This is a genomic window from candidate division KSB1 bacterium (assembly GCA_022566355.1).
GTDB lineage: Bacteria > Zhuqueibacterota > JdFR-76 > JdFR-76 > DREG01 > JADFJB01.
This window is the reverse complement of record JADFJB010000029.1, coordinates 1-25,219: the sequence shown is the minus strand read 5'-3', so window position 1 is coordinate 25,219 and position 25,219 is coordinate 1. Positions and strand designations below refer to the sequence as shown.

At 34.4% G+C, this 25,219-nt stretch carries 19 protein-coding genes; 4 read left to right on the top strand and 15 right to left on the bottom strand.

Going from position 1 to position 25,219, the window contains the following annotated elements; all coding sequences use genetic code 11:
- Nucleotide 1 precedes the first annotated feature (1 nt).
- The 14 genes from IIC38_07245 to IIC38_07180 all read right to left on the bottom strand — a co-directional run bounded on the left by IIC38_07245 (nt 2) and on the right by IIC38_07180 (nt 18,837).
- Nucleotides 2-910: a bifunctional molybdenum cofactor biosynthesis protein MoaC/MoaB gene (locus IIC38_07245; GenBank protein MCH8125739.1), complete on the bottom strand. Its 909-nt coding sequence runs from the start codon at nt 908-910 to the stop codon at nt 2-4.
- A 24-nt stretch (nt 911-934) separates the two neighbouring features.
- Nucleotides 935-1,924 (bottom strand): GTP 3',8-cyclase MoaA, encoded by a 990-nt coding sequence (gene moaA / locus IIC38_07240; GenBank protein ID MCH8125738.1) that lies wholly within the window; start codon nt 1,922-1,924, stop codon nt 935-937.
- A gap of 136 nt (nt 1,925-2,060) precedes the next feature.
- Nucleotides 2,061-4,301, bottom strand: coding sequence for a hypothetical protein (locus IIC38_07235; GenBank protein ID MCH8125737.1), 2,241 nt, complete (start codon nt 4,299-4,301; stop codon nt 2,061-2,063).
- Nucleotides 4,302-4,306: 5 nt separating this feature from the next.
- A complete protein-coding gene (locus IIC38_07230; protein ID MCH8125736.1) occupies nt 4,307-5,596 on the bottom strand; it encodes an adenylate/guanylate cyclase domain-containing protein in 1,290 nt (429 codons plus the stop codon).
- A 286-nt stretch (nt 5,597-5,882) separates the two neighbouring features.
- Nucleotides 5,883-7,703 carry a SpoIIE family protein phosphatase gene (locus IIC38_07225; GenBank protein MCH8125735.1) on the bottom strand — a complete coding sequence of 607 codons (1,821 nt, stop codon included), beginning with the start codon at nt 7,701-7,703 and terminating at the stop codon, nt 5,883-5,885.
- 46 nt (nt 7,704-7,749) lie between these two features.
- Nucleotides 7,750-8,181, bottom strand: a complete 432-nt coding sequence (locus IIC38_07220) for an ATP-binding protein (GenBank protein MCH8125734.1) — start codon at nt 8,179-8,181, stop codon at nt 7,750-7,752.
- A gap of 118 nt (nt 8,182-8,299) precedes the next feature.
- Entirely contained in the window at nt 8,300-8,647 is a 348-nt protein-coding gene (locus IIC38_07215) for an STAS domain-containing protein (GenBank protein ID MCH8125733.1), read from the bottom strand.
- Nucleotides 8,648-8,664: 17 nt separating this feature from the next.
- Nucleotides 8,665-10,776: a SpoIIE family protein phosphatase gene (locus tag IIC38_07210; GenBank protein ID MCH8125732.1), complete on the bottom strand. Its 2,112-nt coding sequence runs from the start codon at nt 10,774-10,776 to the stop codon at nt 8,665-8,667.
- Complete coding sequence (locus IIC38_07205) at nt 10,773-12,041, bottom strand: hypothetical protein (GenBank protein ID MCH8125731.1); 1,269 nt, start codon at nt 12,039-12,041, stop codon at nt 10,773-10,775. Before IIC38_07205 ends, IIC38_07210 begins: the two co-directional genes overlap by 4 nt.
- 264 nt (nt 12,042-12,305) lie before the next feature.
- Nucleotides 12,306-14,297, bottom strand: a complete 1,992-nt coding sequence (locus IIC38_07200; GenBank protein ID MCH8125730.1) for a response regulator — start codon at nt 14,295-14,297, stop codon at nt 12,306-12,308.
- A gap of 182 nt (nt 14,298-14,479) precedes the next feature.
- Nucleotides 14,480-16,117 (bottom strand): methyl-accepting chemotaxis protein, encoded by a 1,638-nt coding sequence (locus IIC38_07195; GenBank protein MCH8125729.1) that lies wholly within the window; start codon nt 16,115-16,117, stop codon nt 14,480-14,482.
- A 48-nt stretch (nt 16,118-16,165) separates the two neighbouring features.
- Entirely contained in the window at nt 16,166-17,101 is a 936-nt protein-coding gene (locus IIC38_07190; protein MCH8125728.1) for an ATP-binding protein, read from the bottom strand.
- 90 nt (nt 17,102-17,191) lie between these two features.
- On the bottom strand, nt 17,192-17,500 hold the full coding sequence (locus IIC38_07185) for an STAS domain-containing protein (protein MCH8125727.1): 309 nt from the start codon (nt 17,498-17,500) through the stop codon (nt 17,192-17,194).
- A gap of 8 nt (nt 17,501-17,508) precedes the next feature.
- Nucleotides 17,509-18,837: a SpoIIE family protein phosphatase gene (locus tag IIC38_07180; GenBank protein MCH8125726.1), complete on the bottom strand. Its 1,329-nt coding sequence runs from the start codon at nt 18,835-18,837 to the stop codon at nt 17,509-17,511.
- A 263-nt stretch (nt 18,838-19,100) separates the two neighbouring features.
- On the opposite strand from IIC38_07180, the gene IIC38_07175 reads away from it, so the two are divergent.
- The 4 genes from IIC38_07175 to IIC38_07160 all read left to right on the top strand — a co-directional run bounded on the left by IIC38_07175 (nt 19,101) and on the right by IIC38_07160 (nt 24,243).
- Nucleotides 19,101-20,705: a response regulator gene (locus IIC38_07175; GenBank protein ID MCH8125725.1), complete on the top strand. Its 1,605-nt coding sequence runs from the start codon at nt 19,101-19,103 to the stop codon at nt 20,703-20,705.
- A 12-nt stretch (nt 20,706-20,717) separates the two neighbouring features.
- Nucleotides 20,718-21,833: a response regulator gene (locus tag IIC38_07170; protein MCH8125724.1), complete on the top strand. Its 1,116-nt coding sequence runs from the start codon at nt 20,718-20,720 to the stop codon at nt 21,831-21,833.
- A gap of 27 nt (nt 21,834-21,860) precedes the next feature.
- The gene (locus IIC38_07165) at nt 21,861-23,048 is read left to right on the top strand and encodes an HDOD domain-containing protein (GenBank protein MCH8125723.1); all 1,188 of its coding nucleotides are present in this window, start codon (nt 21,861-21,863) and stop codon (nt 23,046-23,048) included.
- Between the two features lie 610 nt (nt 23,049-23,658).
- Nucleotides 23,659-24,243 (top strand): NAD(P)H-dependent oxidoreductase, encoded by a 585-nt coding sequence (locus IIC38_07160; GenBank protein ID MCH8125722.1) that lies wholly within the window; start codon nt 23,659-23,661, stop codon nt 24,241-24,243.
- A gap of 23 nt (nt 24,244-24,266) precedes the next feature.
- On the opposite strand, the gene IIC38_07155 is transcribed toward IIC38_07160, so the two are convergent.
- The gene (locus IIC38_07155) at nt 24,267-24,998 is read right to left on the bottom strand and encodes an HAD-IA family hydrolase (GenBank protein MCH8125721.1); all 732 of its coding nucleotides are present in this window, start codon (nt 24,996-24,998) and stop codon (nt 24,267-24,269) included.
- Nucleotides 24,999-25,219 lie beyond the last annotated feature (221 nt).

Below are 25,219 nucleotides of genomic sequence, written 5' to 3'. Positions count from 1 at the left end.
ATCAATGGCCATCCCCATGAATAATTGGAAATGCATGTAATATCCCGGGGAAAATAGCCTGTAAACTTTCTTTAACCCCTTTTGTACTGCCGGGCAAATTGATTATCATACTTTGATTCCGGACTCCACATATCTCTCGAGAGAGCATTGCATAAGGAGTCCTTTCCTTTCCATGTCTCCTAATGGTTTCTGCGATACCTGGAATTGATTTATGAATAATGTCTTTAGTTGCTTCCGGTGTAACATCACGAGGGCTTAATCCCGTTCCACCTGTTGTAAAAATCAAATCGATTTTGCGGTTATCTACTAAATCAATGAGTTTCTCCCGAATTTGTCCAATTTCATCCGGAAGAATTTGGTAGTCATCCACTGAAATAGGCTGATTGCACAAAAATTTTTGAATTAACTTGCCCGATTTATCTTCCCGTTTTCCGGAAAATGTGCTATCGGATATGACTAAAACCGCAGCTTTCAAAGGAGCTTCAAATTGATCTATGAAATCGGACTTTCCCCCTTGTTTTTGCAATAATTTGATGTCACCTAAAAAAAGCGATTCATCCAAAGGTTTAAGCATATCATAAATGTTTAATAATGCAGCAGATACGGCACTAAGCGCTTCCATTTCCACACCTGTTTTCCAAATTGTTTTCACTTCTGCGATAACTTGAATCTGGTTCGACTTAATTTCAAAAGAAATATCAGCCCAATCGATAGGTATGGGATGACAAAATACGATCCAATCTGAAGTCTTTTTGGCAGCTTGAATTCCAGCGCTTCTTGCTGTAGCAAGAACGTCACCTTTGGGGACAGTTTTTTCTTTTACCCTGAGAATAGTTTCCTTTCCAGCTGATAAAACACCACTTGCTTTCGCATACCTTAAAGTGTTAAATTTCGGGCTTACATCAATCATAATATAGCTTATTATTCTTCAAAGTTATCCGCCTATTTCAGACATGGATTCGGATACTAGTCTTTGCTCAGTTCGATTTTCTTGTGCTTCAAATCCATCCTTAAACCGATTACCAATGCAATTGATTATTGATTGTTGAATTTCCAGATCATCACAATCGGATCTTAGCATTTTCTGCAGGTCGAGAACTCCATCATCATACAGGCAGGTTTTAAGCATACCTTTAGCTGTTATTCTCAATCGATTACAAGTTCCGCAAAACAACCGCGAAAATCCTGCTATGATTCCAACCGTTCCAGCATGCCCGGGTATTTTATAAGTCATTGAAGTAGAATTTGGTTTTTCAGGTAATCTTGTCATTCCATCAAAGTTTTCTTGCAGAGTATTAAATATTCTATTTGAGTTCCATTGAAGTTTTTGAAAATCCTCCGAGGTGCCATTAAATGGCATTTCTTCAATATATCTCATGTCAATTGGATATTTTTTTGAAAGATATGCAAGAGGAATAATCTGCTCTGTATTGATCCCTTCCATAATGACGGCATTCAACTTTAAAGGAATTCCATATTCAAGTATTTTATGGAAACAGGCCATCACCTGGGCATGTTCATCTCTCCTGGTAATTTCTTTGAATTGTTGGGCATCCGTTGTATCGAGACTTAAATTAATGCCGGCTATACCTATTTTCTTAAGTTCCGGAACATGTTTTTCAGTCAAAACACCATTTGTCGTTATGTTAATTTCATCCAAACCAGGGATCGAACTTATGGCTTTTAAGAAATTAATTAACCCTTTTCTAAGAAAGGGCTCCCCCCCGGTAATTCGGACCTTGTTAACTCCAATTTTCACAAGTAGAGTCACAAGCCGTTCCATTTCTTCATATGTCAGGATTTCTTTTCTTGGCAGGTAAATGATACCCTTTGCCGGCATACAATAAGTACATCTCAGGTTACATCGATCTGTTACGGATAAGCGCAAGTAATTGACGGGTCTGTTGTGGTTATCCAACATCATTATAAAATCCTTTACAATCTTCTATTATTTAATTATTCCTGATCTATTCATAAACCTTATCACTGTCATCCCGTCGAGACGGGATGACAACTAAGAGGGATTTATGCTTAAAACTGCAATTCATGAATTATCCAAGTTATTTAATATTTTGTAAAGCCGTGATGATATCCAAGGTTCGTCTCCGATATTCTTTTGCTGTTTTGTGGGTTTGATCTAATTTGAGTAATTCATCAAAAGTATCAGCAGCTGCTTGATATTGTTTCTGTGAATATTGTTTAATTCCTCTTTGCAAGAGAATCGTAATTTGACGATTTTTTGCCGTTCGTACTATACTTATAAATGTAGCAATCTCCTGGCGGCCAGGATCCGCTGCAAGAAGTTGGATAGAAAGTTCCTCTGCTTTATTATATTGCATGCCTGCCAATGCTTTTTTTGCCTGCGACCATTTCCGGTTCCTATCGATCCGTAACCTGGTTCTGGTTACCGCATTTGAATACATACTGTTTCCCAGGTTAAATTCCCTAGCTTTCAGGTAATGTTTTAATGCTGTACTATCATCACCATGATTATAGGCAACATCGCCTAATGATTCAAATTTTTTTGCTAATTCAGCACGTTCAATTTTGATTTTCCGGATAAGATATTTTGCTGGTAAGTAATCTTTCTTTAAATTAAGAATTTCACTGCATAGTGATTCTGACAACCTAAAGTTTTGGATTTCATAAGCGGATTGTGCTCTCTTTAGCAAATCCATCAAATGTTGATCAAATTGAGGTTTAAGCTGGTGAACGGCTTGGGATGCCTTTTGATTTTCAAAATCCAATTGTAAAACCATACCATATTTGTTTACAGCTTCAAGGTAATTCCCATTTGTTTCCAATTGGCTAGCTATCTTAACCAGGCTATCGATTTGCGACTGTTTATGTTGAATGCGATTCTGAACATCCTTCAAGTTTTCCTTTATGGATGGATATAGAGGATCATATCTTTTTACATTTTCAAATTTACTCAAAGCAGATCGGTATTTTTTTTGAGAATAATAACCAAGACCCAAGAGAAACTCTTTCTCTGCTAAGTATTTCAAAGTATCTTCCGTCATTTGTTTTGAATGTGAAATCAAGGTATCGTTCGGAAATAGGTGGTGAATCCTACTGAGCACACGATTTGCATTTACGAAATCACTTTGTTCCAACAATTCATTAATTCTCTTTCTAACTGGATTCAATTCATTTGATGCTGAAGATCGTAATAAGTTAACCTTTCTCTTAGCTATTTCATTATTTGGGAATTGATCGTGAATGTTATCATATTGAATCAAGGCGAGCAATTTTTCTCCCTTTCTTTCATATTCTATCGCCGATCTTAACATTTTTTTTTCTTTTCTGGCTGACGACTTGTACCTGACATCGACAATTTTGAACGTACTTTGGTAGGTTTTATTCTCAGGTTGATAAGCTATAGAATTACGGAAATGGAAGTATGCTTTCGCAACTTCTTTATTGTCAAGATAGTTCATGCCCTGTTCATAATTTTTCTTTGCACGAGTGGCCGGAGTCTCTCCAAACTTTACATTTGCCGAGAATTGAATTTTTTCTTTGAACCTCTCATAAACGATGTCAAGTTGTAAAGATCCAAGAAAGACTCCCATACCGTATAACCATCTTTTTGAATCAAAATTTGCAATGCCGGTTCGTAAAACTGCCGATTTAAAACTTTTTATTTCGATCCCTTGAATATAATCACGTCGGTTTTTTGTGAATTGAAGTTCAGAAAATGTTTGGAAAAATGATGGCGCAATAACGTAAGAAACACCGAAATTAGCCTGCAAGGGTATTCCAAACCTTTTCTTTGAAATAACCATATTTTGAATTACAGCAGCCAATCCTATTCTATCCCAATAAATAGGCACCCCGAAAATTCTCTCTCCAACCTTTCTAAAGGGAAAATAAGACATGCCAACATTGAATTGAGGTGAATAAGATCTTTCACGGTCAAAGATCATTGAACTAAAACCTATTCTCAAGCCGGATGCATAAGATTTTGCTAATCCGACACCTGCATAGTCGATAGGAGTCGGTGCTTGAATACGTCCAACTGTAAATCCAACAGAACCAATTCCGGGTATAAAATCCGCAATTGCAGCTTTATTGTAGAAAAAAGATTCATTCACATTTAGACTAAAATTGGGTTGCCGGGTAAAACTAAGGTTGGCTGGATTCCATAAAAAAGAATACGCAGATTGCGTTAATGTAGAAGACAACCCTCCCAACGATTTTGACCTGGCATCAAAAAAAGTAAAATTATTGTATTGGCCATGCAATTCATTCATCAAAGATAGCAACAAGATTAATGCTAGTGTATTTAGTAACTTTTTCATTGAATTTAATAGGTAACACGGTAAATTGGCACGGCATTTTTTCTACCACTAAGCTTTGCAGGTTCCATTTTAACTACAGAAAAAGATTCGTCTAATTTTTGAAGTACAGTTTTTGTGATCACAATATGACCCGAACGTGCATAATTGCAAAGTTTACTGGCTAAATTTACAACATCACCTATAGCGGTATAGTCCATACGTGATTTGGCTCCCATACTGCCCAAAATAGCAAACCCGTAATTAATGCCAATTCCAACGGTTAAACATTCTTTTTTCTCTTTTCTTCTCTCATGATTAATATCAATCAACCCCTTTTGAATATGGACTGCGGCTTTAATTGTATTAGCTGATGCATCCTCTCCTTGGAAAATAGCCATAAGCTGATCTCCGGCGAACTTATCAATAACACCATTATTATCAATAATATGACGAGATTGTACATTCAAATAAACATTTATAATATCAACAAGCGCTTCCGGTTCCATGCGTTCCGAAAGACTTGTGAATCCCCGAATATCTGAGAACAAAACAGCAATCTCTTTCTTTATCATCGATGAAGTATCAGCGTCTTGTCCGGAATGATTCTGGATCATATCGACAGTCAGAGAAGATACAAATTTTTTCATTTGTATGTTTTCCCGTAGACTTATCACCATACGGTTAAACTCATCGGCGAGCAATCCAATTTCATCTTTGTTTTTTATTTTAATAACTACGTTCAAATTACCTTTTTCCAATTCCTTAACACCGTCGGATAGTTTCACAATATTTGATGATAATCGTTTGGAAAAGATGTTTACAAAAAATACACTTAGCAAAATTATACCTATTGTTAGCAGAAGGATTATATTTTTTGCAGTATTAAAAGCTGACTGAATCATGGCGTGAGAAAAAACGATACCAGCCAATCCTGTAATTATCTCTTGGTCAATTCCATTCCGATTCGTGTTAATCACAATTTTATGTAAATACTCTGATTTGTTCCTATGTTCAATGATTTTTAAATCTTCCACCATAGATAAGTAAGATTTATATTCGCTTTTTGTGGAGTTGATTTGTGAAAGATCCGAGTGTGCCACAATAACACTGTCTCTATCCATAACAAAAGCGCTCTCAAATCCTTCCATTACAATATCATTGATTACTTCCTGAATTGGCGCATGATTTTTTATGAGTAAATTCTCGCTCGCTACACTTGCCAAAATTTGAATGGATAGTCTATATACAGCTTCGACTTTTTCTCTAAGAACATATTTCCCAGCTTCCAAAACAGCCCAACTTAACACTAAAATCATGACAATCGTAATTGAACCAATAACCAGGCTAAACTTAACTTGCAGGTTTAGATGGAGATAAAAATCGCGAATTTTATTCAAAATAGAATTCAAAAATACAATTATAGAATGAATCATTCTACGCTTGTCATTTCATCTTATTGATTAATAAATGATCCCAAATTAAATGTTAACTTGTTTGGATGCAATTATCAAGAAATTTTAATAAGAAGCAGAGTTAATATAGATTAAAAAGGGAGGATATACTTTATTTGAATTAGATAACAGATCAAGCAGAAATTGAAATTCAATCAGTAGAAACTTTTAAAGCTAATACTGTCATGTCATCAGCCTGTGGCATATTACCGACAAATTCTTCGATCTGGTCATCTACTTTGGAAACAATGTCCACTAATTTGAGGTTGACCAAGCTACTAAGAAGCGGTTCTAATCTTTTTTCACCATATTCTTCATTATTTGCATTCATGGCTTCGGTGATACCATCGGTAAACATGAACAAAATATCACCAATTTTTAATTTTACTGTTGCTGACTGATAAGGTGCATCAGGCATGACTCCTAATATTAAACCACCAGTTTCCAAGGTCTCTAAGGTTCCGTCTGAATGAATTAAGTATGGAGGATTATGCCCTGCATTTGTGTATAAGATTGTTCTTTTTTTAACATCTAAAATACAATAGAAAAACGTAATAAATTTATCCAAAGTTGTATTTTTGTAAATGATATTATTAATAATCGAAACCATTTCTTCAGGATTACGATAATCAATGGAAAGAGCTCTTAAGCTAGCTTGAAGATTCGCCATTAACATTGCAGCCGGTGTACTTTTCCCAGAGACATCGGCAATTGCAATGCCATAAATATCATCCGACAATTCAATGCAATCATAATAATCTCCCCCAACTTCGCGACTGGAAACGTTGCGGCCAAATATTTCGATACCTGGAATTTCAGGAAGAGTGCTGGGAAGTAGTTGTTTCTGAATATCCCGGGCAATCATTAGCTCATCTTCTAGTCGTTGTTTCTCCAGCATTTCGTCAACTAATTGCGCATTCTCAATGGAAATAATGGTTTCATTGCCCAGAGTTTCAAGAAATGCAAGCTCGTCGTCGCTAATTTCTTGATTATTAATTTTTTTGCCAATTCCAATAATTCCCAGAACTCGGTCCTTACTCACCATCGAAAAAAGAAATTCGATCCCACCATTTATTAATATTTCTATTGGCTCTTTGAGATCAGCTTTCTCTTTAACATCCTCAAGTCTAATGTATGTTTTCCCTGAAGCAAAGATTTCAATAAGGTTTGTTTTTATTGCACTAAAGTCTAATTCCTTGATTTCACGGTTTGCTCCTTTAGCAACAACCATATTAAATTGGTTATGGCTATCGATCATGATAATACATTTATTAATTAATAATTCCCCCATAATAGCAAATGACAGAACCTGCGCAATTTTATCTTCTTCAAGAGATGAGTTTAATTCGCGGCTTATTTCGAACATTGTGTTTAATTCTTGAATTTTCTTGTCTAATTTTTTATTCGCTTCACGAACCTCTTCAAACAACAGAGCCTTGTCAACTGCAATTACAGCTAGATTAGCTAAGGACTCCAAGAAATCTATCTCATCTTGGGCAAAAGACATCTTACCAAATTTATTACCATATACCATCATCCCAAGGTATTTGCTATCTGCAATCATCGGGATTATTATTTCTAATCCGTGTTTTCTGAACTCATCAAAGAATGGTTCGCTGCGGTTTTCCAGTTTGTCTCTTGTTAGTGAGTTTTTTGGTATTTCTTGAAGTGAGAATTGCCTTCCTAACAATTGAGTGGATAATCCTTTTACATTTTTTATATGTAAAATATCATTCGAATCCGCTAATAAAACCATTCCCTTACTTATCATCAACCTCCCCATTGGTGTTAATAAAACGTTATCCAAAATAGTCCTGAGTTCAAGACTGGAATTTAGAATTTTATTAATTTCAAAAAGGGAGGTTAATTCGAGGTATTTAATCTTGAGATCATCAAATCCTTCAGATGTTTGTTCTTGTGATTCGTTCTGCTTTTTCTGAGGATTGGGAATTGGCTTATTTTCTTTTGTCATTTATTCTTCTAATGTAGCTTTTGCTTGTTTAGCTTGCCAGAGGATTTTATGGGGTAATGTATTTCGTCATCTCTATAACGTTCTTTTTAGCGGGCTTAATCGAAAATTTCACTTCGTCCATTAATACTTTTATTAGATGGAGGCCAAGTCCTCCTTTCCTAAATTCAGTGAGATAAGCCCCCATGTCATCAATACCAATATTATCATATTCAAATCCACTACCCTTATCTACAACAGAAACCACTATTTTTTTTGAGTTTAATTCTACTTCAATATGGACATCCTTTGATTTTTCTCCTTTATAAGCGTGTTTCATTACGTTGGTGCAAGCTTCATCTACCGAGAGTTGTATCTTGTTAACACTATCATCATCAAACCCCGCTGTTTCGGCAATCTTCCCTACAAAATTACGGATTAAATCCAGGAATTCATCGTCACTTGGGATCACAAGTGAAAATTTTTTAACTTTACTCGGCAAAATCGAACCTCCGTTTAATCAAGTATTTTGCTTTGCAAATCATATATATAATTAGCACATCCAAACTACGGAATGGTATAAAAATAGTTACCTATAGAAGATTGGTTTAGTTATGCTTCTATTTTCTAAAATTTTGCACGGCTTCACTTTCATCATCCACAATTTCGTATAGGCTTGGAAATCCTAACAAATCGAAGATTTTAAACACTTTCTCAGACATGTTCGACATTTTTATATCACCATCATTCGATCTGACATCTTCGATAAACCCCATAAAGACACCTAAACCTGCACTACTGATATAGGCCAATTTCTCGCAATTTACAATTATCTTAAACCTGGTTTCATCAACTAATTGTTTCAATGCTTCTTCAAAACTTGGCGCCGTGTGTGCATCCAAATATCCATCTAAATTCAAAACAGATATTTCGTCAATATCTTTTCTGGTCACCGCAAATTCACTCATTTAATTCTCCTACAAGGTTAGGAATCAACTTTTACAACAATCATTGAGAGATCGTCATGTTTTTTAGCATTTTTTGTAAATTTGGAGACATCATCAATTATTCTGTTTAAAATTTCTTCCGCTGGCATATCATAGGTTTCATTGAGGACTTTCGTTAAACGTTCCAAACCATATTCTTCTAACTTTGAATTTCTGGCTTCGTCTAGACCGTCCGTAAAAAATAGAAAAAAATCATTTTTATGCCAGCCTATTTCAATTTCATCAAGAATTTTATTAAATACAGTTCCACTATCAAGTGCAACTCCAATGCCATGTGGCTGTAAGAATAGGGATTGTTTTTTTTTTGAAGAGAAATGAATAAATGGGCCATGCCCCGCCCGAGAAATTGTTACTTTTTTCTTTTTTAAATCAAAAATAGCATATATCATAGTTACGAATGTTTTTTGATCTAATGTTTCATACAAAGTTTTATTCACTTTTTCCAGCAAGATTCTTGGGGAATGGTAAAGGCTGGCATATGCACTTACTATTCCCTTTAATTCTGCCATATAAAAAGCAGCAGATAGCCCTTTTCCGGAAACATCTGCTATAACCACACCAAGTCTATCCTCATCAAGATCAATAAAATCAAAATAATCTCCGCCAACTTCGGCAGCCATTAAGCAATGTGCATCAATATCCAGTGAACCTTTTTTTGGCATTTCTTTTGGAAGAAGTTTCATTTGAGTATTTCGGGCAACCATTAATTCTTGTTCTAGCCTTTCCTTTTCAATCGATTGTTCGATAAGCCTGGAATTTTCAATTGCTACAGAAGCTTGATTGGCAAAAGCTTGCAGCATTTCACGATCATCCTGTTCAAAACCATATTCTTCTTCTTTTGTAGCATACAAAATACCCATAACTCCATCCTTAGAAGTAAGCGGAACTCCTAAAATTGAACCTATATTATTTTGATAGTTTAGAATATATTTTGAACGGCTATCTTTTGAAACATCATTAACTAAAATCGATTCTTTATTTTCAAAAATCCAACCGCTTAATCCTTCATTATTTTTGAGATGCATATTAGAAAGTTCTTTATTAGTGAGATTATGATATGACACAACACTTAGTTCGCCGTTTTTCTTTTTCATTTCAAGCCAGCTTGCGTCTGGGTTTAGAACATCATGTGTTAATGTTGTCACTTTTGATATCAACTCATCATAGCTTAAAATTGAACTAATATCTCTACTCAAATTTTGTAAAGATTCAATCTCTCTAATTTTTTTCTCAAATATACTAGCTGTTGGTAAATGAAGCAATAAATTCAATTCCGCCAATACCAGGTAAGAACACATAAAATAAAATGTAAAACTATTAAACGACCCCAAAGTAAAACTATATCTATTAATCTCCTGAAAAATGTTTGATTGATAAACAAAAATCGCTCCCGGAATTAGAAACAATCCTGCCCAACAAGCTGCATACTTCTGCCTTTTATTTAGGTATGTCACCCATGATGTTCTAAATGATAACAAAAATATTATTAAGAGCAGCAAGCCAAAAAACACCCATTCTAATGGTGTTTGACCTTGCAATGACCATTCTGTTCTGAACATTTTAATTGTATAATGCCTGTATATTACATACACAACAAATAAAAAAAGTCCGAAACGGAATAATTTATAAGTTTTGGCTTTACTTTTGTAATGAACTAAATCACGAATTAAGAACAGTAAAACAATTAGAAATAAAGTAACAAAAACAGCAGTAAAAGTAGCACGAAAATCCTTTTGAAGTAATCCAAAAAGATTTAAAGTACTTTCGGTGGTTGTTTCATTCTCGCTAGAAATAATCATTTTGGAAAAAGCTACTGAAATATATAATCCTAAAGCTGCAAAAAAAGCAGTCTTAAGTTTATAAACTATATGCTGCTCCTGTTTATTGTGACGTTTAAAAAGAAGAGATAAAGCTAATAAAAATACAGCTACTATTAGTGTTTCTCGTAGCCAATAAATATGTGTTGGGATTATTTCACGAGTAAGAAAAGCTAAATCAATAATAAAAATCAAAATGATTACAGTCGAGCTGGTTCCAATCAGAAAATAATTACTCTTTTGTTGTAAAAACCGAATGACTGGTTTTATCATGGTGAAGATATCCTGATTAGATTAGGAGCTCCTAGCGCATTCCATTTTCCAATAATTCTTCCATCTTCCGATATTTTCGTAACATTAAAATTACCAGCGTCCGTAACAACGCAGCTTCCGTCATATTCATCAACATCCAAAGATGTTGGATTCGTAAATCCATCTAATTTATAAATTATTGAACCATTCTTATCCAGTTTTATCAATTGGGAATTGTTGATCCCAGAACGCAAATCAAGCGCCCAACAATCTCCTGTTTTTTGATTTATACTAACTTGATAAACAAAATTAAAATTTCTAGCAGAAATAAGTAATTCCATGTTGGAACTAAAATGTTTTACACTGGAAACATCTGCCACCCAAATAGAACCATCCTGGTAATTAACAGCTATATCTTCAGGTCGATCCAGATTCTCAATAGTGGATTTAGTAGTATCAGTCAAATTAAACCTTGTGACTGTTTGATCCTGGACATCTGAAATCCAACAAATACCTGATGTTCTGTCGACCGAAATAGAAACCGGGTTAGAAAACTCTTCATTTATAACGAATAGGTTACCTGAAGTATCGGCAAAAGCTAATTTTTTGGAACTTTGAAGAATGATCCACAATCTATTTCTGGAAGGGTCAAAATCAAGATCTAATGGTGATTCACTGATGTTAAATATTTTAACTATTTCTCCATCCAAAGACATGTGTGCGATCTGGTTTAAGAAAAAATCGCTTAGCCAAATTCCTTGTCCATTACCGATATTAGCCATTCCTGATATATCAAAAAAATTACTTCTCGAAAAAAGGGTATGAGATGCATCATGCGTTAATTGAAAAAGTTTACCAGTTGTTCTAATCGCAACCCAGATACGAGATGGTCCGGGTGTAATGACAACTTCATCAGATAATGGGCTTTCATTAAATTCAGTAATTGCCTGAATTTTATATTTATAGATAATATCAAATGAAACATCTTGGTCATCATAATGAGATGAATTACCGGGTACCACTGCAATTTCTACAAATCCGCTATCCTGTGATGTTCGCCTGAATATTTTGGTGCCAACATACCCGTTAATTTCAATATCATCCCAAGTTAAGGAAACTACTCTATCCAAAGATATTACAGATAAGCCCGTTAGTTTCCCCTCTGTAAATGGATTCTCTGGATCTAAAGGATTCTCGTGTTTACGATCAGCACAACCATTTATTGCGACAATGAATAATCCGGCATAAAAAAAATAATGTGATTTTCTAAATTTGAATGAATTCATCAACAACATAATACGATTTAGGATATAGTTGGTTTCCTAGTCAATTATTGAATAGGCCGTTACGAAAAATCGATGAAATGGTTGCGGCACATTTTACTCAATCTAGATCCACTTCAGTAATCTTGTTTTTTTTGCAATTTTTCTTTTCCTTTAGATTTCAATTTGCGAAACAGATAATAACTATAAAAATAATTAAGCAGATATGGCAAGTAATTTTGTAGTTAATTTATGGTAGGTTGCGGAATTGAATCGTTTTTGAGGATATTAAGACAAATTCATTCTTTTCAAAACTTCTTTTATTCTGCCTGAACGTGTTTTATTTCCGTTTGAATTCTTTCGACTGCGATACAGCAATTGTAATCTTTGATAATCGTTTTTGATTTTTGCATATATCAATTTGTTTTCTATAGTCACCGCAACTAACCGAGCGATTTTTTCAAGAATTTGAACTAATTCTGTATAGGGTCTTAGTTTATTGGCTGGGTCATCCAATATAAAAAATCCGATAATCTTCTTTTTCCGTGTTGTAATTGGGACAAGCAGAATATCTTCATAATGCCACATATGCGGATCGTTAACGGATGTAATAGGCGTTCCATAAATCCTTTTAATAATATTCATGGGATTATTACGTTCTTGCACAAGATATGAATGTGAAATTCGATATTTTTGTTTCAAAAGCGGAATAATCTCTTCGATAGAAAAATGCAGCCTACTCAAAATTCTTGCCTTTTCTTTATTCTCCAATGCAAATGATTTTAAATTTAATCGTCGAGTGGATTTACTGAAAATAGCAAGAATGGGAAAATTAAAACCCAACGAAAGTTTAATGGTCCAAACGATTTCCCGAAGTAGATTTTCCAAAGGCAAATCAATACAAAAAGTTTCCAAAATTGCAAAGATTTGCTTAAAATGTTTATGCTTAGTTTCCAATTTTGAAAAGCGTGTTTGAAATTCATATAGGCCGGAAATGTAATTGGATAATATTTCCGCTCGTTCCAAAATTTGGACAGATGGTGTTTTTCCTGATTCTGGATTTTCCAGAATAATGAAGCCTAGGCAATTTTCATCGGAAGTTCGCAAATTTATGAAAAGTCGATCCCCTATTTCCCAATTTTCCCCTTCTTTCCATAGTTTGGGTTGAAATAATTCAACACCAGGCTTACGTTCTGTTTCATTCAGCACGCTTTGATGGACAAATCGCACAAATTCCGATTGTGGAAATAATTTTTGTACTTCCTTTACTGTGAAAAAATCCGAACGAATATCAGTTTTATCTCCGTGAAACTTAGTACCAATTTCTATTTCATTTTGATATTGGTGCTTAGTTGTATGATACAAAAATAAAGATGCGTACCCGAACTTAAAATTTCTTTTGGGAATTTCAGCCAATTTCATATAAAATAGCTGAATTAAATTTTTGCGAAAGTAATTATTTAATTGATACAGCTCATGGAATAGAGGTTTTATATCGGTTACTTGTCTTTCTATTGCTTGTGATTCATCTTTCGTCAATACTTTAAAATAACCACGAAAACCTGAGAAGAGAGCTTCCGGTCTTGTATAGGGTGTTAATTGCAGTTCAACCGGAATAATACCTCTTGTTTTATGAATAACTTCCGTGTCAATCATAAATGTATCTTGACGGGCTTTTATTGATGAATGCCATTGGTAGAATCTTTCTCGATCTTCATCGTCAATAAAATCCATCAGATAGGTTTTGTAGAATTCACTAGACGAAAGCCCCAAGATATTCTGTAGATTGTCATCAAAGGAAATAAAGCGACCACTTTCGTTAATTTCAAAAAAAGAGGTTATATGAGATAAAGTAGATTCAACTTGAAAATCAAATGCAATATTTTCTGTTGAAATATTCTGTTCTTTTGCTCGATCTAAGGTAAAAGGAATTGCAGTTATGGCTCCTTCAACTTTCACTATATAATCAAATATTCCATTCTTTACTGCATCCCCTGCTATCTGTTCTTGTTTTTCGTCTACAATAAAAACAACGGGTATCTTTTTGGCAAAATCTAATATATTATTATAGAATTGATTGCCATTGGTTTTGATTAGGTCCGCATCAAAAAGAAATACATGATAATTATTTTGATCAAGAGAATTTTTGATCTCTTTAAGGCTGCTAACTTTCTCTATTTTATAATTGTTTTGATGAAATTGTAATATTTGAGAAACAGAGCTTAGAAATGCCTTGTCATTTCCGATATAGAGAACTTTGGTTGGTTGTACAGATGGCATTTAAATTCCTAATTTAATTTATTAATGAATATACATAAAATAACTTAAATTTCCAAGAACATTGTCACTTAAATATTTTCAGATTAACATGGAATGGCAAGTTATTCTTAAAATCGCTAAGATTAAGAGGTTTTTACCCACAACTCTATTTTGTAACAAAAACAGAGTACATGTGAATAATACTATGTGATAGAAATCTCTCGATTTGAAATGATTGAAGGAGTTTGTATAGCTATTATTTTTAAAAACTTCTGGATATCTTCGATTACATTTTCATGAATTATGCTGTTCCCCAATCTTTCATTTGTATTCTTAATATCGTCAAAGAGAATTTCTTCTTCTGATTTCAATCGATCTAGCAATGAATCCACATTTTGATTAATCTCAATAAGTGATTTCATTTTTGACCGCATTAACTTTATTTGATTCTCAATCTCAGAGTTATGAGAAATAGAACCTGAGTTATTCTCAGATATTAATTTCTTTCCAAAAGAGATAACTTCATCCAATTTTATAAAAACTATATTCGTTAGATGATGAGCATCCAATGAGAGTTTGTGAATTTCTTCGGCAAGTACCCCAATTGCCCTTCCTTGCTCTCCAGCACCTGCTGCTTTTATCTGTGCATTCACACCAATTAGTTCTAAACTTGAACCAATTTCATTAATTGAACCAATGTAAGATGAAAGATTAGCTGCTTTTTTTGCTAACGAAGATAAGGTAGCAGATATTTCCTGATCTACTTTGTCATTTTCAAAGGCAAATTCAGCAATTTCCTGTAATTCTTTTTCGACTTCCATCAAGAATAATGTTTCAGATTCAAAACTAGCATTCAAGGATTCTTGCAATTGATTGTCCTCTTTTAGAAAATCCCTTATCTCAAAAAAGGCAATGGCGACTTGATCATTTGAATGTCGTTTATTATTCCAAATGTTTATTAACTCATTTGACTGCAATTCACATTGACTAATGGCATGTTGGACTTCATTGGAAAATTTGACCGGATCGTCACCATAAAGTGGTAATTCAATAAATTGCTTCGACATTTCCTGCAAAGAAGAAACTAAAGTATTTGTTTTCTGAATACAGGAATTATCTAACTCAACAAAGCTTAGAACTTTTGTTGTTGATTTATGAATTTTCTTTGTCAATTCTGAAATGTATTTTGCAAACTTAATTCTTGTATCTTGACTATTAATAACAGATTCCAGATCTTTTTGAGCAGTTTCAAGCATTCCATCTAATCTAACATTTTGTTTATCAACAGAATCGTACAATCTATCAAGGGTTTTCTCAATATGCTCTGTTATTTCTTCAGATTGGGACTGCATTTCCGGATATTTCAATTTAATCTGATCTGCTAATTTTTCCACGTCTTCTGCGATCTTTTCAAAGCCGTTATTTTCAATATTTAGTCTGGTGCCTTCTACTTTTGTGAAAGTACCGAGCATTTTTAGCATTTTAACAATATTGTTGAATCCTTCTAATGAAATGGAGAAATCAGAAAGGTACTCAGTAATTTTCACCAAAAGTTTTAAATTTTCTTCTTTTTTTCTCTGCGTAAGCATATAATGAATACAGATAGAATTTAAAATACTCCAAGTACCATCTAACGCCGCTAGGATCCCTTCCCCGGATATTCTTTTTGCAGAAATAGAAGATAGTGTCGATAACTCTTTTGATCGAAACTCAATATCTTGCAAATCTGATCTTCTGGAAAGCAATTCCTCTATATATTTAGAGACCATGTCCTTTAGACGATTTGCTAGTGTAGAGCTACCCTGGCTTGATTCCGCACAGAACTTGTTGATAGCATCCATTTAATTATTATTTTTGAATCTGTTTTTGTGCAATTTTTTCCAAACGATTTATGTATAAAAATATTTACGAATTGTTACTCTATTGCCTCGTTGATTAAATCTAACTTCATCCATAAGGTTTTTTATCATTTTCAAACCTAGTCCATGGATTGCCCCCACCTTCTCATCATCGATGTCAAATGAAGCTACTCCCGAACCCTCATCTTCAACCGAAAACTGAACGAAAGATTGATCTATTGTCACTTGGATATTAATTTGCCGATCTGCATATAATGCATCATTCAATCTTTCCTGCATAGCTTTTTCAAACATTGTGCAATTATCTTTAACTATAAATTCTTCTTTCCATTCGGATTTTAAAGCGAGGTTACCATGCTCCTGGGCATTTTGAACAGTTTCCTGAAAAGCAAGCAGTACATTTTGAATTTCTAAATAATTCATTTTTGTATATTTCCGTAATAAATCTTCTAATTTCAGATTTATTGTGTCTAAGTGGAAATTACGGGAACGTACTGAAAAATCTATCGTTAGGTGATTGACCAAAGGTTCTGACTCAATACTTACCTCTTTTTGATTCTCTAATTTGTCTATTTTAAATAGAAGTTCCTCCAACTTTGAATCGTTGAAAGGCGGTTCCAGAAAATGAATAGCATTGGAAATACTACCTCCTAAATTCGAATCATAATTTGAAGCAGAATCAATCAGAATAACTTCCAGTTCCGGATTAATCGATCTAATTATTTTAAGGAATTCCACACAATCCAAATCTTGTGTCTTAGGATCATATAAAACAAGATTCACATCTCGAGTTGTTTCTAGATGATAGATCGCATCCTTACAACTCTTAATGTTCTCAATATGGCAACCATTCGACTTTAGAGTTTTATTAAGAAGGACACTTCTTTTTAATCCGTTTGCACTAATTACAAGAATGTTTTTTAGTAATTTTGTGGGTTCATTTAAAAATAATTCAGAGCATCTCATGATATTTTTCATATTTTATAAGTGCTTGTATTCAAATAAGTTAATGTCTTAACTTTTTCAATTAACTACAAAATATAATTAATAAAGCTCTCAAATGTTGCGGATCTTAATTAGCTTGTCCAAATTTATTGAACTGAACAATGAATGTAAATTAATATGTATACCCGCTACAGCTAATTCACGGTTTTGTTTTTTGAGCTGATGTAGAAGAACCAAAATTTTACTGATTCCAGAACTAGTTATTGTAGGTACGTAGGTCAAGTCCACGACCACATTCTTCCCTGATTCATTCAGTGCATTATTAAATGTATTCTTAAGATTTTCTCCGTCAGATTCATTTATTGGCCCGGATATTTTTACTTGCACCTCAGATTCTGATTTTGAAATAGATATATCCATAATTTCTCCTAGTTTTTCAACTCTAATAGATGTTGATGTTTATTTTCTTTAGGGATTTCGTTCGATTTTATTATACCGGTAATTTCTAATGCCAATAGAGACGCATCGTCATCTAAACTTGAATTTCCATGCCAAGTTGTAACTTCCTTCAGTAACTTGGGTAGAGAATCTTCAAAACTCATTTTGCGGTTTTCGTTTAGGAACTGGACAAAACGAGTAAGGCCAAACTCCTCACTATTGGATTCTTTAGCCTCTGTAATGCCGTCTGAGTACAAATAAAGCCGATCCCCTGGTTTTAGACAAACTTTGTAATCATTGTAAGCAACCTCTTCCGTAAATCCTATAGGAAAATTTGACGACTTTAAAATGGTTGGATTACTTGAATTCCGGATTAAAATAGGGTCAGGATGACCAGCTGAGGAAAATATAAATTCGTAAGTCTCAATATTTAGAATTCCATAAATGACAGTAAAAAATTGACCGGTTTCCATATCGACTGGAAATTGTTGATTTAATTGATGCAATACTTTAGCAGGAGAATTAATTTGAAAGGTTGAGGACCCTTTGATTTTCCTTCTTAGAATAGATGATTGATTTTGAACAGGAGACAAAAGATAGCTTAGAGTAACAGATTTTAATGCAGAAGCTACGCCATGACCACTAACATCTAATACAAAAAGACCGATGTGTTTACTATCCAGCCAATATAAATTTAGAATATCACCCGCTAATTCTGTGCAGGGTTTAAATTGCCAACCAAATTTAATCCCTTCAACTTCAGGAATGTTTTTTGGCAAAAGCGCTTCTTGGATCTTAGCAGCAGCTTCCAGATCTTTTTTCATCCGATTATTAGCTTCGGTAATAAAACGAATGTTCTTTTCTTCCAGCTCTTTGTTCTTATGAGCAAGTGTCCGCTCCAGGTTTGTGATTCGTTCTCCGGCACGCACTCTGGCATGTAACTCGCTATAATTAAAAGGTTTTGTTAAATAATCATCTACACCCAGGTCAATAGCTTCAAGAAGATCCTGTTTCTCCCCTTTTGCAGTGACCATGATTATGTAAACATAGTGAGCCAAGTTAGATGTGCGAATTCGCCGAGTTAGCTTTAAGCCATCCAATTTTGGCATCATCCAATCAATAACCATTAATTGAGGAGGATCAGGTTTTTGCAACTCTTCCCAGGCTTCTAACCCATTTCGCGCTAAAACAATATCGTACCCTTTTTTTGCGAAATAAATTTCCAACATTCGCAAAATTGTTGGTTCATCGTCAGCTATTAATATTTTAATTGCTTTATTAGAACCTTTAAATTCCGGATTGGAGATGGGATCCATCATAATCCTTTCGTTCTCTTAGAAAACAAAACGTAAAAATTAGCCATATTAAAAAATCGGCAAATTAATTAAAAATCTTAAAATATAATATACATATATAGAAAAAATTGAGGATTTTTGGTACAGGATATTAATATCCTAAAAAGCTAAAGTCATCCATTTATTGAACCGATGTTATATGTAATTTAGGTTAAATAATAAGATCTAACTTTTTAATATGGAAGACAACCTCCAATGATTTTAGGGAAATCTAACGGTGTGGAATCATGCAAGTATTAATTTCTGACTCAGATCCAAATTCTTTGTCAATTATTAAACAAACGGTTCAAGACATTGGTCATGATCCTATTATAAAAAATGGCAACCTTTCTTGGAAAGAACTTCAACAAAAAAATAGCCCAAAACTGGCCATACTAGATTTACCATTCTTAAGTACAAATGGAATCAATCTCAGTACTCAAGTAAGAAAAGTTAATAGTAATGGGACAACAATAATTTTTGTAACTGACAAAGGATCCGTCCCAAACATATCACCTTTGTGCTCCGGAATGAATGATTTCATAACAAAACCTTTTCAAGCTAGCGAATTGATCGCTCGCATAAAAATTACAAAGCAGACAAATAATTTACAGGATAGACCATTAAAATTAGAAAAAGAGGTTCTATCTTACCAGACCGAGAATGAACAACTTTTGGCTTCAATCCCATGCATGTTGATAGAATTAGATATGGATCATAGAATAACAAGATGGAACGATTTCGCATCCAAAATTTTCGAGCTCGATAAAAATGAAGTAGTGGGTCGATCATTGTTACAATGCCAAATTGAATGGGATTGGAACGCTGCCGAAGAACAAATTAAAATGTGTCATAATTCAAAACAAACCTATCATTTAGATGATATTCACTACACCAAGCCTGATGGAACTGGCGGCTTTCTTGGTATAACTATCAATCCCATAATCAACGAGTCTGGTAAAATCTATGGTATTCTTCTTTTTGGCGCTGAAATCACAAAACGTAGAGAATTAGAAAGTCAACTGATACAAGCGCAAAAGTTAGAATCTATTGGTCAGTTAGCTGCTGGTATAGCGCATGAGATAAATACACCTATGCAGTTTGTTGGAGACAATACAATCTTTTTGAGGGATGCTTTTGAAGACTTAAGATTACTACAAAATAGTTATGAAAATCTTTTGGATGCAACGAGAGATGATAACGTTCAAAAAGAACTAGTAAAAAAAATAGAGGTAGAACTTGAAGAAATAGAGGCAGATTATCTATATGAGGAAATACCCAAAGCTCTAAAACAAACTTTGGCCGGTATTGAACGGATCTCAAAAATCGTACGTGCTATGAAAGATTTTTCTTATCCTGACAATGGAGATAAAGTAAATATTGATATAAATAAATCGATTGCAAGTACGGTTACAGTTGCCGGAGGTGAGTGGAAATATGTAGCAGATATTATTACGGACTTTGATCCCAATCTGCCATTGGTTCCTTGCGTAGCTGGAGAATTTAATCAAGTTATTTTGAATTTAATCATCAATGCAGTTCATGCAATTTCCGATGGTAGGGACAACCGAAATCCTGAAAATGGTATAATAAAAATATCCACTCATCATGTAGACAATTGGGCAGAGGTTCGTATTAGTGATTCTGGAGTTGGAATACCAGAGGAAATAAGAGATAAGATATTTAATCCATTTTTCACGACTAAAGAAATTGGGAAAGGTACCGGCCAGGGTCTTGCAATTGCTCATTCCGTGATAACTCAGAAACACTCAGGTAGTCTAATTTTCGAAACAGAAATGGGTAAAGGGACAACATTCATAATCCGCCTTCCAATTTTAGAAGTTGAAGAATAACAAAAGAAGACAATGGGAAAAAAGCGAATAATATTTATTGATGATGAACCAAACGTTCTTGAAGGATTGAGGCGTAACCTTCGTAGAAAAAATGATAAATGGGAGATGAATTTCTTTAACAGTGGTAATCAAGCAATAGAATTCATTTCTCAAATACAACCACCCGATTTAATTGTATGCGACATTATGATGCCGGAGATGGATGGATACACTGTTCTAAGTAAATTGCGTGAAGATCCAAAAACAGCAATTGTTCCATTTATATTTTTAACCGGTAAAGGGGAAAAGAACGATATCCGGCAGGGAATGGATTTAGGAGCGGATGACTTTCTAACTAAACCATTCACAGCCGTTGAGTTATCTTCTGCAATCAGCGCGAGACTCAAAAAAAAGGTAGCAACTGATCATTATTCAGAAGAGAAACTTAATCAGTTAAGGAAAAATATTGTTTTTACAATGCCCCATGAATTAAGAACCCCCTTAACTGGAATCATATGCAACACCGATTTAATCATAGATTGTTTTGATATGTTAGAAAGTAATGATATTATTGAACTTACCCAAGGCATCCGTAAGTCGTCGATTAGATTGGGAAGACTTATCGAAAATTATTTAATTTATGCTCAAATTGAGGTAATCAGCTCTGATAAAGAGAAAATTGAAGCACTTAAGAGATTTCATACTTATGAAATTGGAGGGATCCTTAAAGATATCTCAAAACAAAAAGCCAAAGATTTTGGAAGGGAGAAGGATTTAAACTTAGAAATCGAAAATAGTTCTATTTGCATCTCAGAAGAATATTTTATAAAAATTATAAGAGAACTACTGGATAATGCATTTAAGTTCTCAAACCATGGAACTCCAGTTGAAGTGAAAAGCACAGTTCAGGATGAATTTTGTACCCTTTCAATAACTGATTACGGAGTGGGTTTTAAAAATAATCAAATTAATGAAATTGGCGCATATATGCAGTTTGAGCGTGAAAACCTAGAGCAACAAGGTTCTGGCATGGGGCTCATAATAGCAAAACGTCTAACCGAATTGCACGGGGGAAAATTAGCAATCGAGAGCTCCTCTAATATTAAAACTATTGTCAGAGTTTCACTAATAACCAAAATAATAGTTTAATATAATTTTAATTAAGAAAATGCAATCATGGAAAAGCAAATTCTTTTTGTTGATGATGAGATTGATCTTCTTCAGGGATTAAGACGTATGCTGCGCGGAATGCGTAATGTATGGAGTATGAGCTTCGCATCTAGTGGAGAGGAAGCATTAAACTTGATGGCTGACATTGATATTGACGTTATCGTGTCTGACCTTCAAATGCCAGGTATGGATGGAATCGAATTGTTAAGTAAAATTCGAGAAAAGCATCCAAATTGCATTCGCATAGTTTTATCGGGTCAATCGAATATTGAAACTGTTATGCATCTAGTAGGAATAGCTCACCAATATCTATCAAAACCTTGTGATACTGAATTATTAAAATCAACAATAAAAAGGTCTTGTACTTTACGCGAGGCGGTTTCTAATAAATCTATAATAAAAATTATCGCTAAAATAGATACTGTACCGAGTCTTCCAGCAGTTTATACCGAATTAATTGAGGAGATGCAATCAGACAACTCCTCAGTGAAGAAAGTTGGTGAAATTGTTTCCCGGGATGTTGGAATGACTGCTAAAATTCTCAAATTAGTTAATTCATCGTACTTTGGTCTTCCCAGGCATGTTGCAACCCCTACTGACGCTACTATTCTATTAGGCGTAGAAACAATCACTTCCTTAGTATTATCTGCTCATGCTTTCTCTCAGTTTGATACAAAAAAAATATTGGGTTTATCAATCGACGATGTGATTTTCCATAGCCTGGAAATAGGTAGACTAGCAAACAGAATTGCTATAAAAGAGCAGATTAATAAATCGGACGCAGATCACGCCCTTCTGGGTGGATTGCTTCATGACTGCGGAAAACTAGTCCTTGCAGCGAATCTAAGTGATGATTATATTTCAACTTTAGAACTAATGAATTCAGAAAATATTGGATTTACAGAAGCAGAGCAAAAAGTATTTGGAACCACTCATGCGGAAGTAGGCGGCGCATTATTAGGGATTTGGGGATTGCCAGATCCAGTAGTAGAAGCTGTCACTTTTCACCATACCCCTGAATTAGCACCCCACAGTGAATTTTCTCCTTTAATGGCAGTTCATGTTGCAAATTGCTTGTTTCACAAAAAAAATAATGGGAATAACCTTAATGAAAATGTGAATATTAATTTGGATTGTTTAACACAACTTAAAATGATAGATAAAATTCCAAATTGGCAGGCATTGCTAAATTGATTTTGATTACAGATTTAAAGTTTAAATTAGAATTAACTAACAACCAATACCAACCAATAATTTCAAATTTCCTTCAGGTTCAAATTTTTTCATTAGCCTGACCTATTCATAAACCTTATCACTGTTATATTCGAGAAAAGAGCTTTTTCACAATTATTTATGCTTAACATTCAGCTTTTTCATATGTATGGAAATAGATCCCGTCACGCAGGCTGTTCCAGAATGCGCAATATCATCTGAAATGTCATTCTGATCCCGCCTGGCCGGGAGAAGAATCTTGCTGGTACAGCCCTTAATAACTTGACTATACGAGAGTTATAACGAGTTTCAAACAAGATCCCTTCAATCCGCTTCGCTCCGTCCAGGATGACAATTCCAGGCTTTTTGCCTATTCTGCAACAGCCTGCTCGACGGGATGACATAATTGGAAGATTTAAGCTTAAAAGCATGATTCATGAATTATCCACGCTAGTTACATTTATTAGAATTACATGATTCTGTAAATTTCTATCCAAAAAGATTTAAAAACTTGAAATTTTAATTGTCATTCTCCATAATCAATTAAGTCTTTTAATTATTTCTCATGCCCATTTAAAAAGAGGAGTCCCAAATGATAAAAATTGCCACAATCTTAGGAACAGTAAGACCTGGTAATTACACAGGCAAAGCATTGGCATTGGTGCAAGATGAGATTAAAAAAAATAAAGACATTGAGTTGGATATAATAGATCCCTCTAAACTCAATTTAGCATTGCCAGGACAATCGAATAATTCATTTGACAGTGATCGAATCAGGGAAATGATATTGAATGCAACAGGGATTGTGATTTCAACACCGGAATATCATGGTAGCTTTAGCGCCACCGTCAAACTTATCATTGAGAACTTAGGATTTCCGTCCTCATTAGCGACTAAACCAGTAGCTTTATTAGGTGTAGCCGCAGGTCAAATTGGCGCCATAAAATCCCTGGAACAATTGAGAAGCGTTTGTTCACATGTGGGTGCTATTGTGTTGCCTGGCCCGGTTTCAGTTGCAAATGTGAGATCTGTTTTTGATGAAGATGGCAATTGCCTTGATGAAAAAATAGAAAAACGTGTTCGAAGTGTTGCAACCAGTTTAATTGATTTTATTCACAATAATATTTGTCCAAGGTTTGCCCTCGAACAATTCGTCAGGGAGGAAGTGGTTATTTAATAATCCACTTTCAATCGCTTTAACTATCTAGAAGTTGCAATTTTGCTACAAAGTGATAATAAATCGGTGATGCGTTCACAGTCCACATCAGGCCAATCACCATAGGGATCAAGCAAAATAGCGGATAAACCAGCCGACCATGCTCCTACTATATCAACACTATAGATATCGCCGACAAATAATGTACGTTCAGGAGCTGTCCTGGAAACTCGAAGAGCATACTCAAATATTTTGGGATCAGGTTTTGAAACTCCAACTGCGTGGGAATCAATAACAGTGTCAAAATAAGAAATAAGATTCTGATCTGTTAATTGCGCTTCGACTGTCCCATCTCCATTGCTAACCGCTACTATTTTTAGATTCATCTCTTTTAATTTTTGTAAAGCTTCCCGGACTCCCGGCAAAACGTAGGACCAAAGACGGAGCACATTTCCATCCGGGTATAGAATCGGAACAAGTTTTTCTACAATTTGGATTATTTGAATTTTTTCGTGAACCATTTTCTCCGGTAGTTTGCTAAAAATCAATTCCAGGTATAAGACATGAGCCTCTAAACCTTTCCTACCTTTAAATTCCTGAATTCGTTTAGAAATCACTGGACGGGCTGAAGCTTCCGCCTTTTGTAGTTGTCCTGCATCACACTGGATTTCCAGTTTTCTTAGTTCTGTACATATCCAAACAAAATCAATAGAGATGAGGGTATTCCCTACATCCAGAAAGAGAGTATTAATATTCTCAAATTTTATTTTAGACATAATTCTTTTCTATGCATTAGATTCACTACTAATAAGTTGAATTCCTGAAAGGATCATATCAAACAAAAAAATAAAATAATTATGAGTCTACTCTAAAAACCGATTCAATCGCTTTTCTAAAAAAAATTGATGCATAAAAACAAATACTAATGAGAGCGATGGAATCGGTATTCCACCTTTTTAGAATGAACTCAATTATGATTGACGAACTCGTAAAAAGT

What these genes read in the sequence shown, in the direction of transcription:
- IIC38_07245 (MCH8125739.1), bottom strand. Translation starts at nt 910, where the DNA reads ATGATTGATGTAAGCCCGAAATTTAACACTTTAAGGTATGCGAAAGCA.
- moaA (MCH8125738.1), bottom strand. Translation starts at nt 1,924, where the DNA reads ATGATGTTGGATAACCACAACAGACCCGTCAATTACTTGCGCTTATCC.
- IIC38_07235 (MCH8125737.1), bottom strand. Translation starts at nt 4,301, where the DNA reads ATGAAAAAGTTACTAAATACACTAGCATTAATCTTGTTGCTATCTTTG.
- IIC38_07230 (MCH8125736.1), bottom strand. Translation starts at nt 5,596, where the DNA reads ATGATTTTAGTGTTAAGTTGGGCTGTTTTGGAAGCTGGGAAATATGTT.
- IIC38_07225 (MCH8125735.1), bottom strand. Translation starts at nt 7,703, where the DNA reads ATGACAAAAGAAAATAAGCCAATTCCCAATCCTCAGAAAAAGCAGAAC.
- IIC38_07215 (MCH8125733.1), bottom strand. Translation starts at nt 8,647, where the DNA reads ATGAGTGAATTTGCGGTGACCAGAAAAGATATTGACGAAATATCTGTT.
- IIC38_07210 (MCH8125732.1), bottom strand. Translation starts at nt 10,776, where the DNA reads ATGATAAAACCAGTCATTCGGTTTTTACAACAAAAGAGTAATTATTTT.
- IIC38_07205 (MCH8125731.1), bottom strand. Translation starts at nt 12,041, where the DNA reads ATGAATTCATTCAAATTTAGAAAATCACATTATTTTTTTTATGCCGGA.
- IIC38_07200 (MCH8125730.1), bottom strand. Translation starts at nt 14,297, where the DNA reads ATGCCATCTGTACAACCAACCAAAGTTCTCTATATCGGAAATGACAAG.
- IIC38_07195 (MCH8125729.1), bottom strand. Translation starts at nt 16,117, where the DNA reads ATGGATGCTATCAACAAGTTCTGTGCGGAATCAAGCCAGGGTAGCTCT.
- IIC38_07190 (MCH8125728.1), bottom strand. Translation starts at nt 17,101, where the DNA reads ATGAGATGCTCTGAATTATTTTTAAATGAACCCACAAAATTACTAAAA.
- IIC38_07185 (MCH8125727.1), bottom strand. Translation starts at nt 17,500, where the DNA reads ATGGATATATCTATTTCAAAATCAGAATCTGAGGTGCAAGTAAAAATA.
- IIC38_07180 (MCH8125726.1), bottom strand. Translation starts at nt 18,837, where the DNA reads ATGATGGATCCCATCTCCAATCCGGAATTTAAAGGTTCTAATAAAGCA.
- IIC38_07175 (MCH8125725.1), top strand. Translation starts at nt 19,101, where the DNA reads ATGCAAGTATTAATTTCTGACTCAGATCCAAATTCTTTGTCAATTATT.
- IIC38_07170 (MCH8125724.1), top strand. Translation starts at nt 20,718, where the DNA reads ATGGGAAAAAAGCGAATAATATTTATTGATGATGAACCAAACGTTCTT.
- IIC38_07165 (MCH8125723.1), top strand. Translation starts at nt 21,861, where the DNA reads ATGGAAAAGCAAATTCTTTTTGTTGATGATGAGATTGATCTTCTTCAG.
- IIC38_07160 (MCH8125722.1), top strand. Translation starts at nt 23,659, where the DNA reads ATGATAAAAATTGCCACAATCTTAGGAACAGTAAGACCTGGTAATTAC.
- IIC38_07155 (MCH8125721.1), bottom strand. Translation starts at nt 24,998, where the DNA reads ATGTCTAAAATAAAATTTGAGAATATTAATACTCTCTTTCTGGATGTA.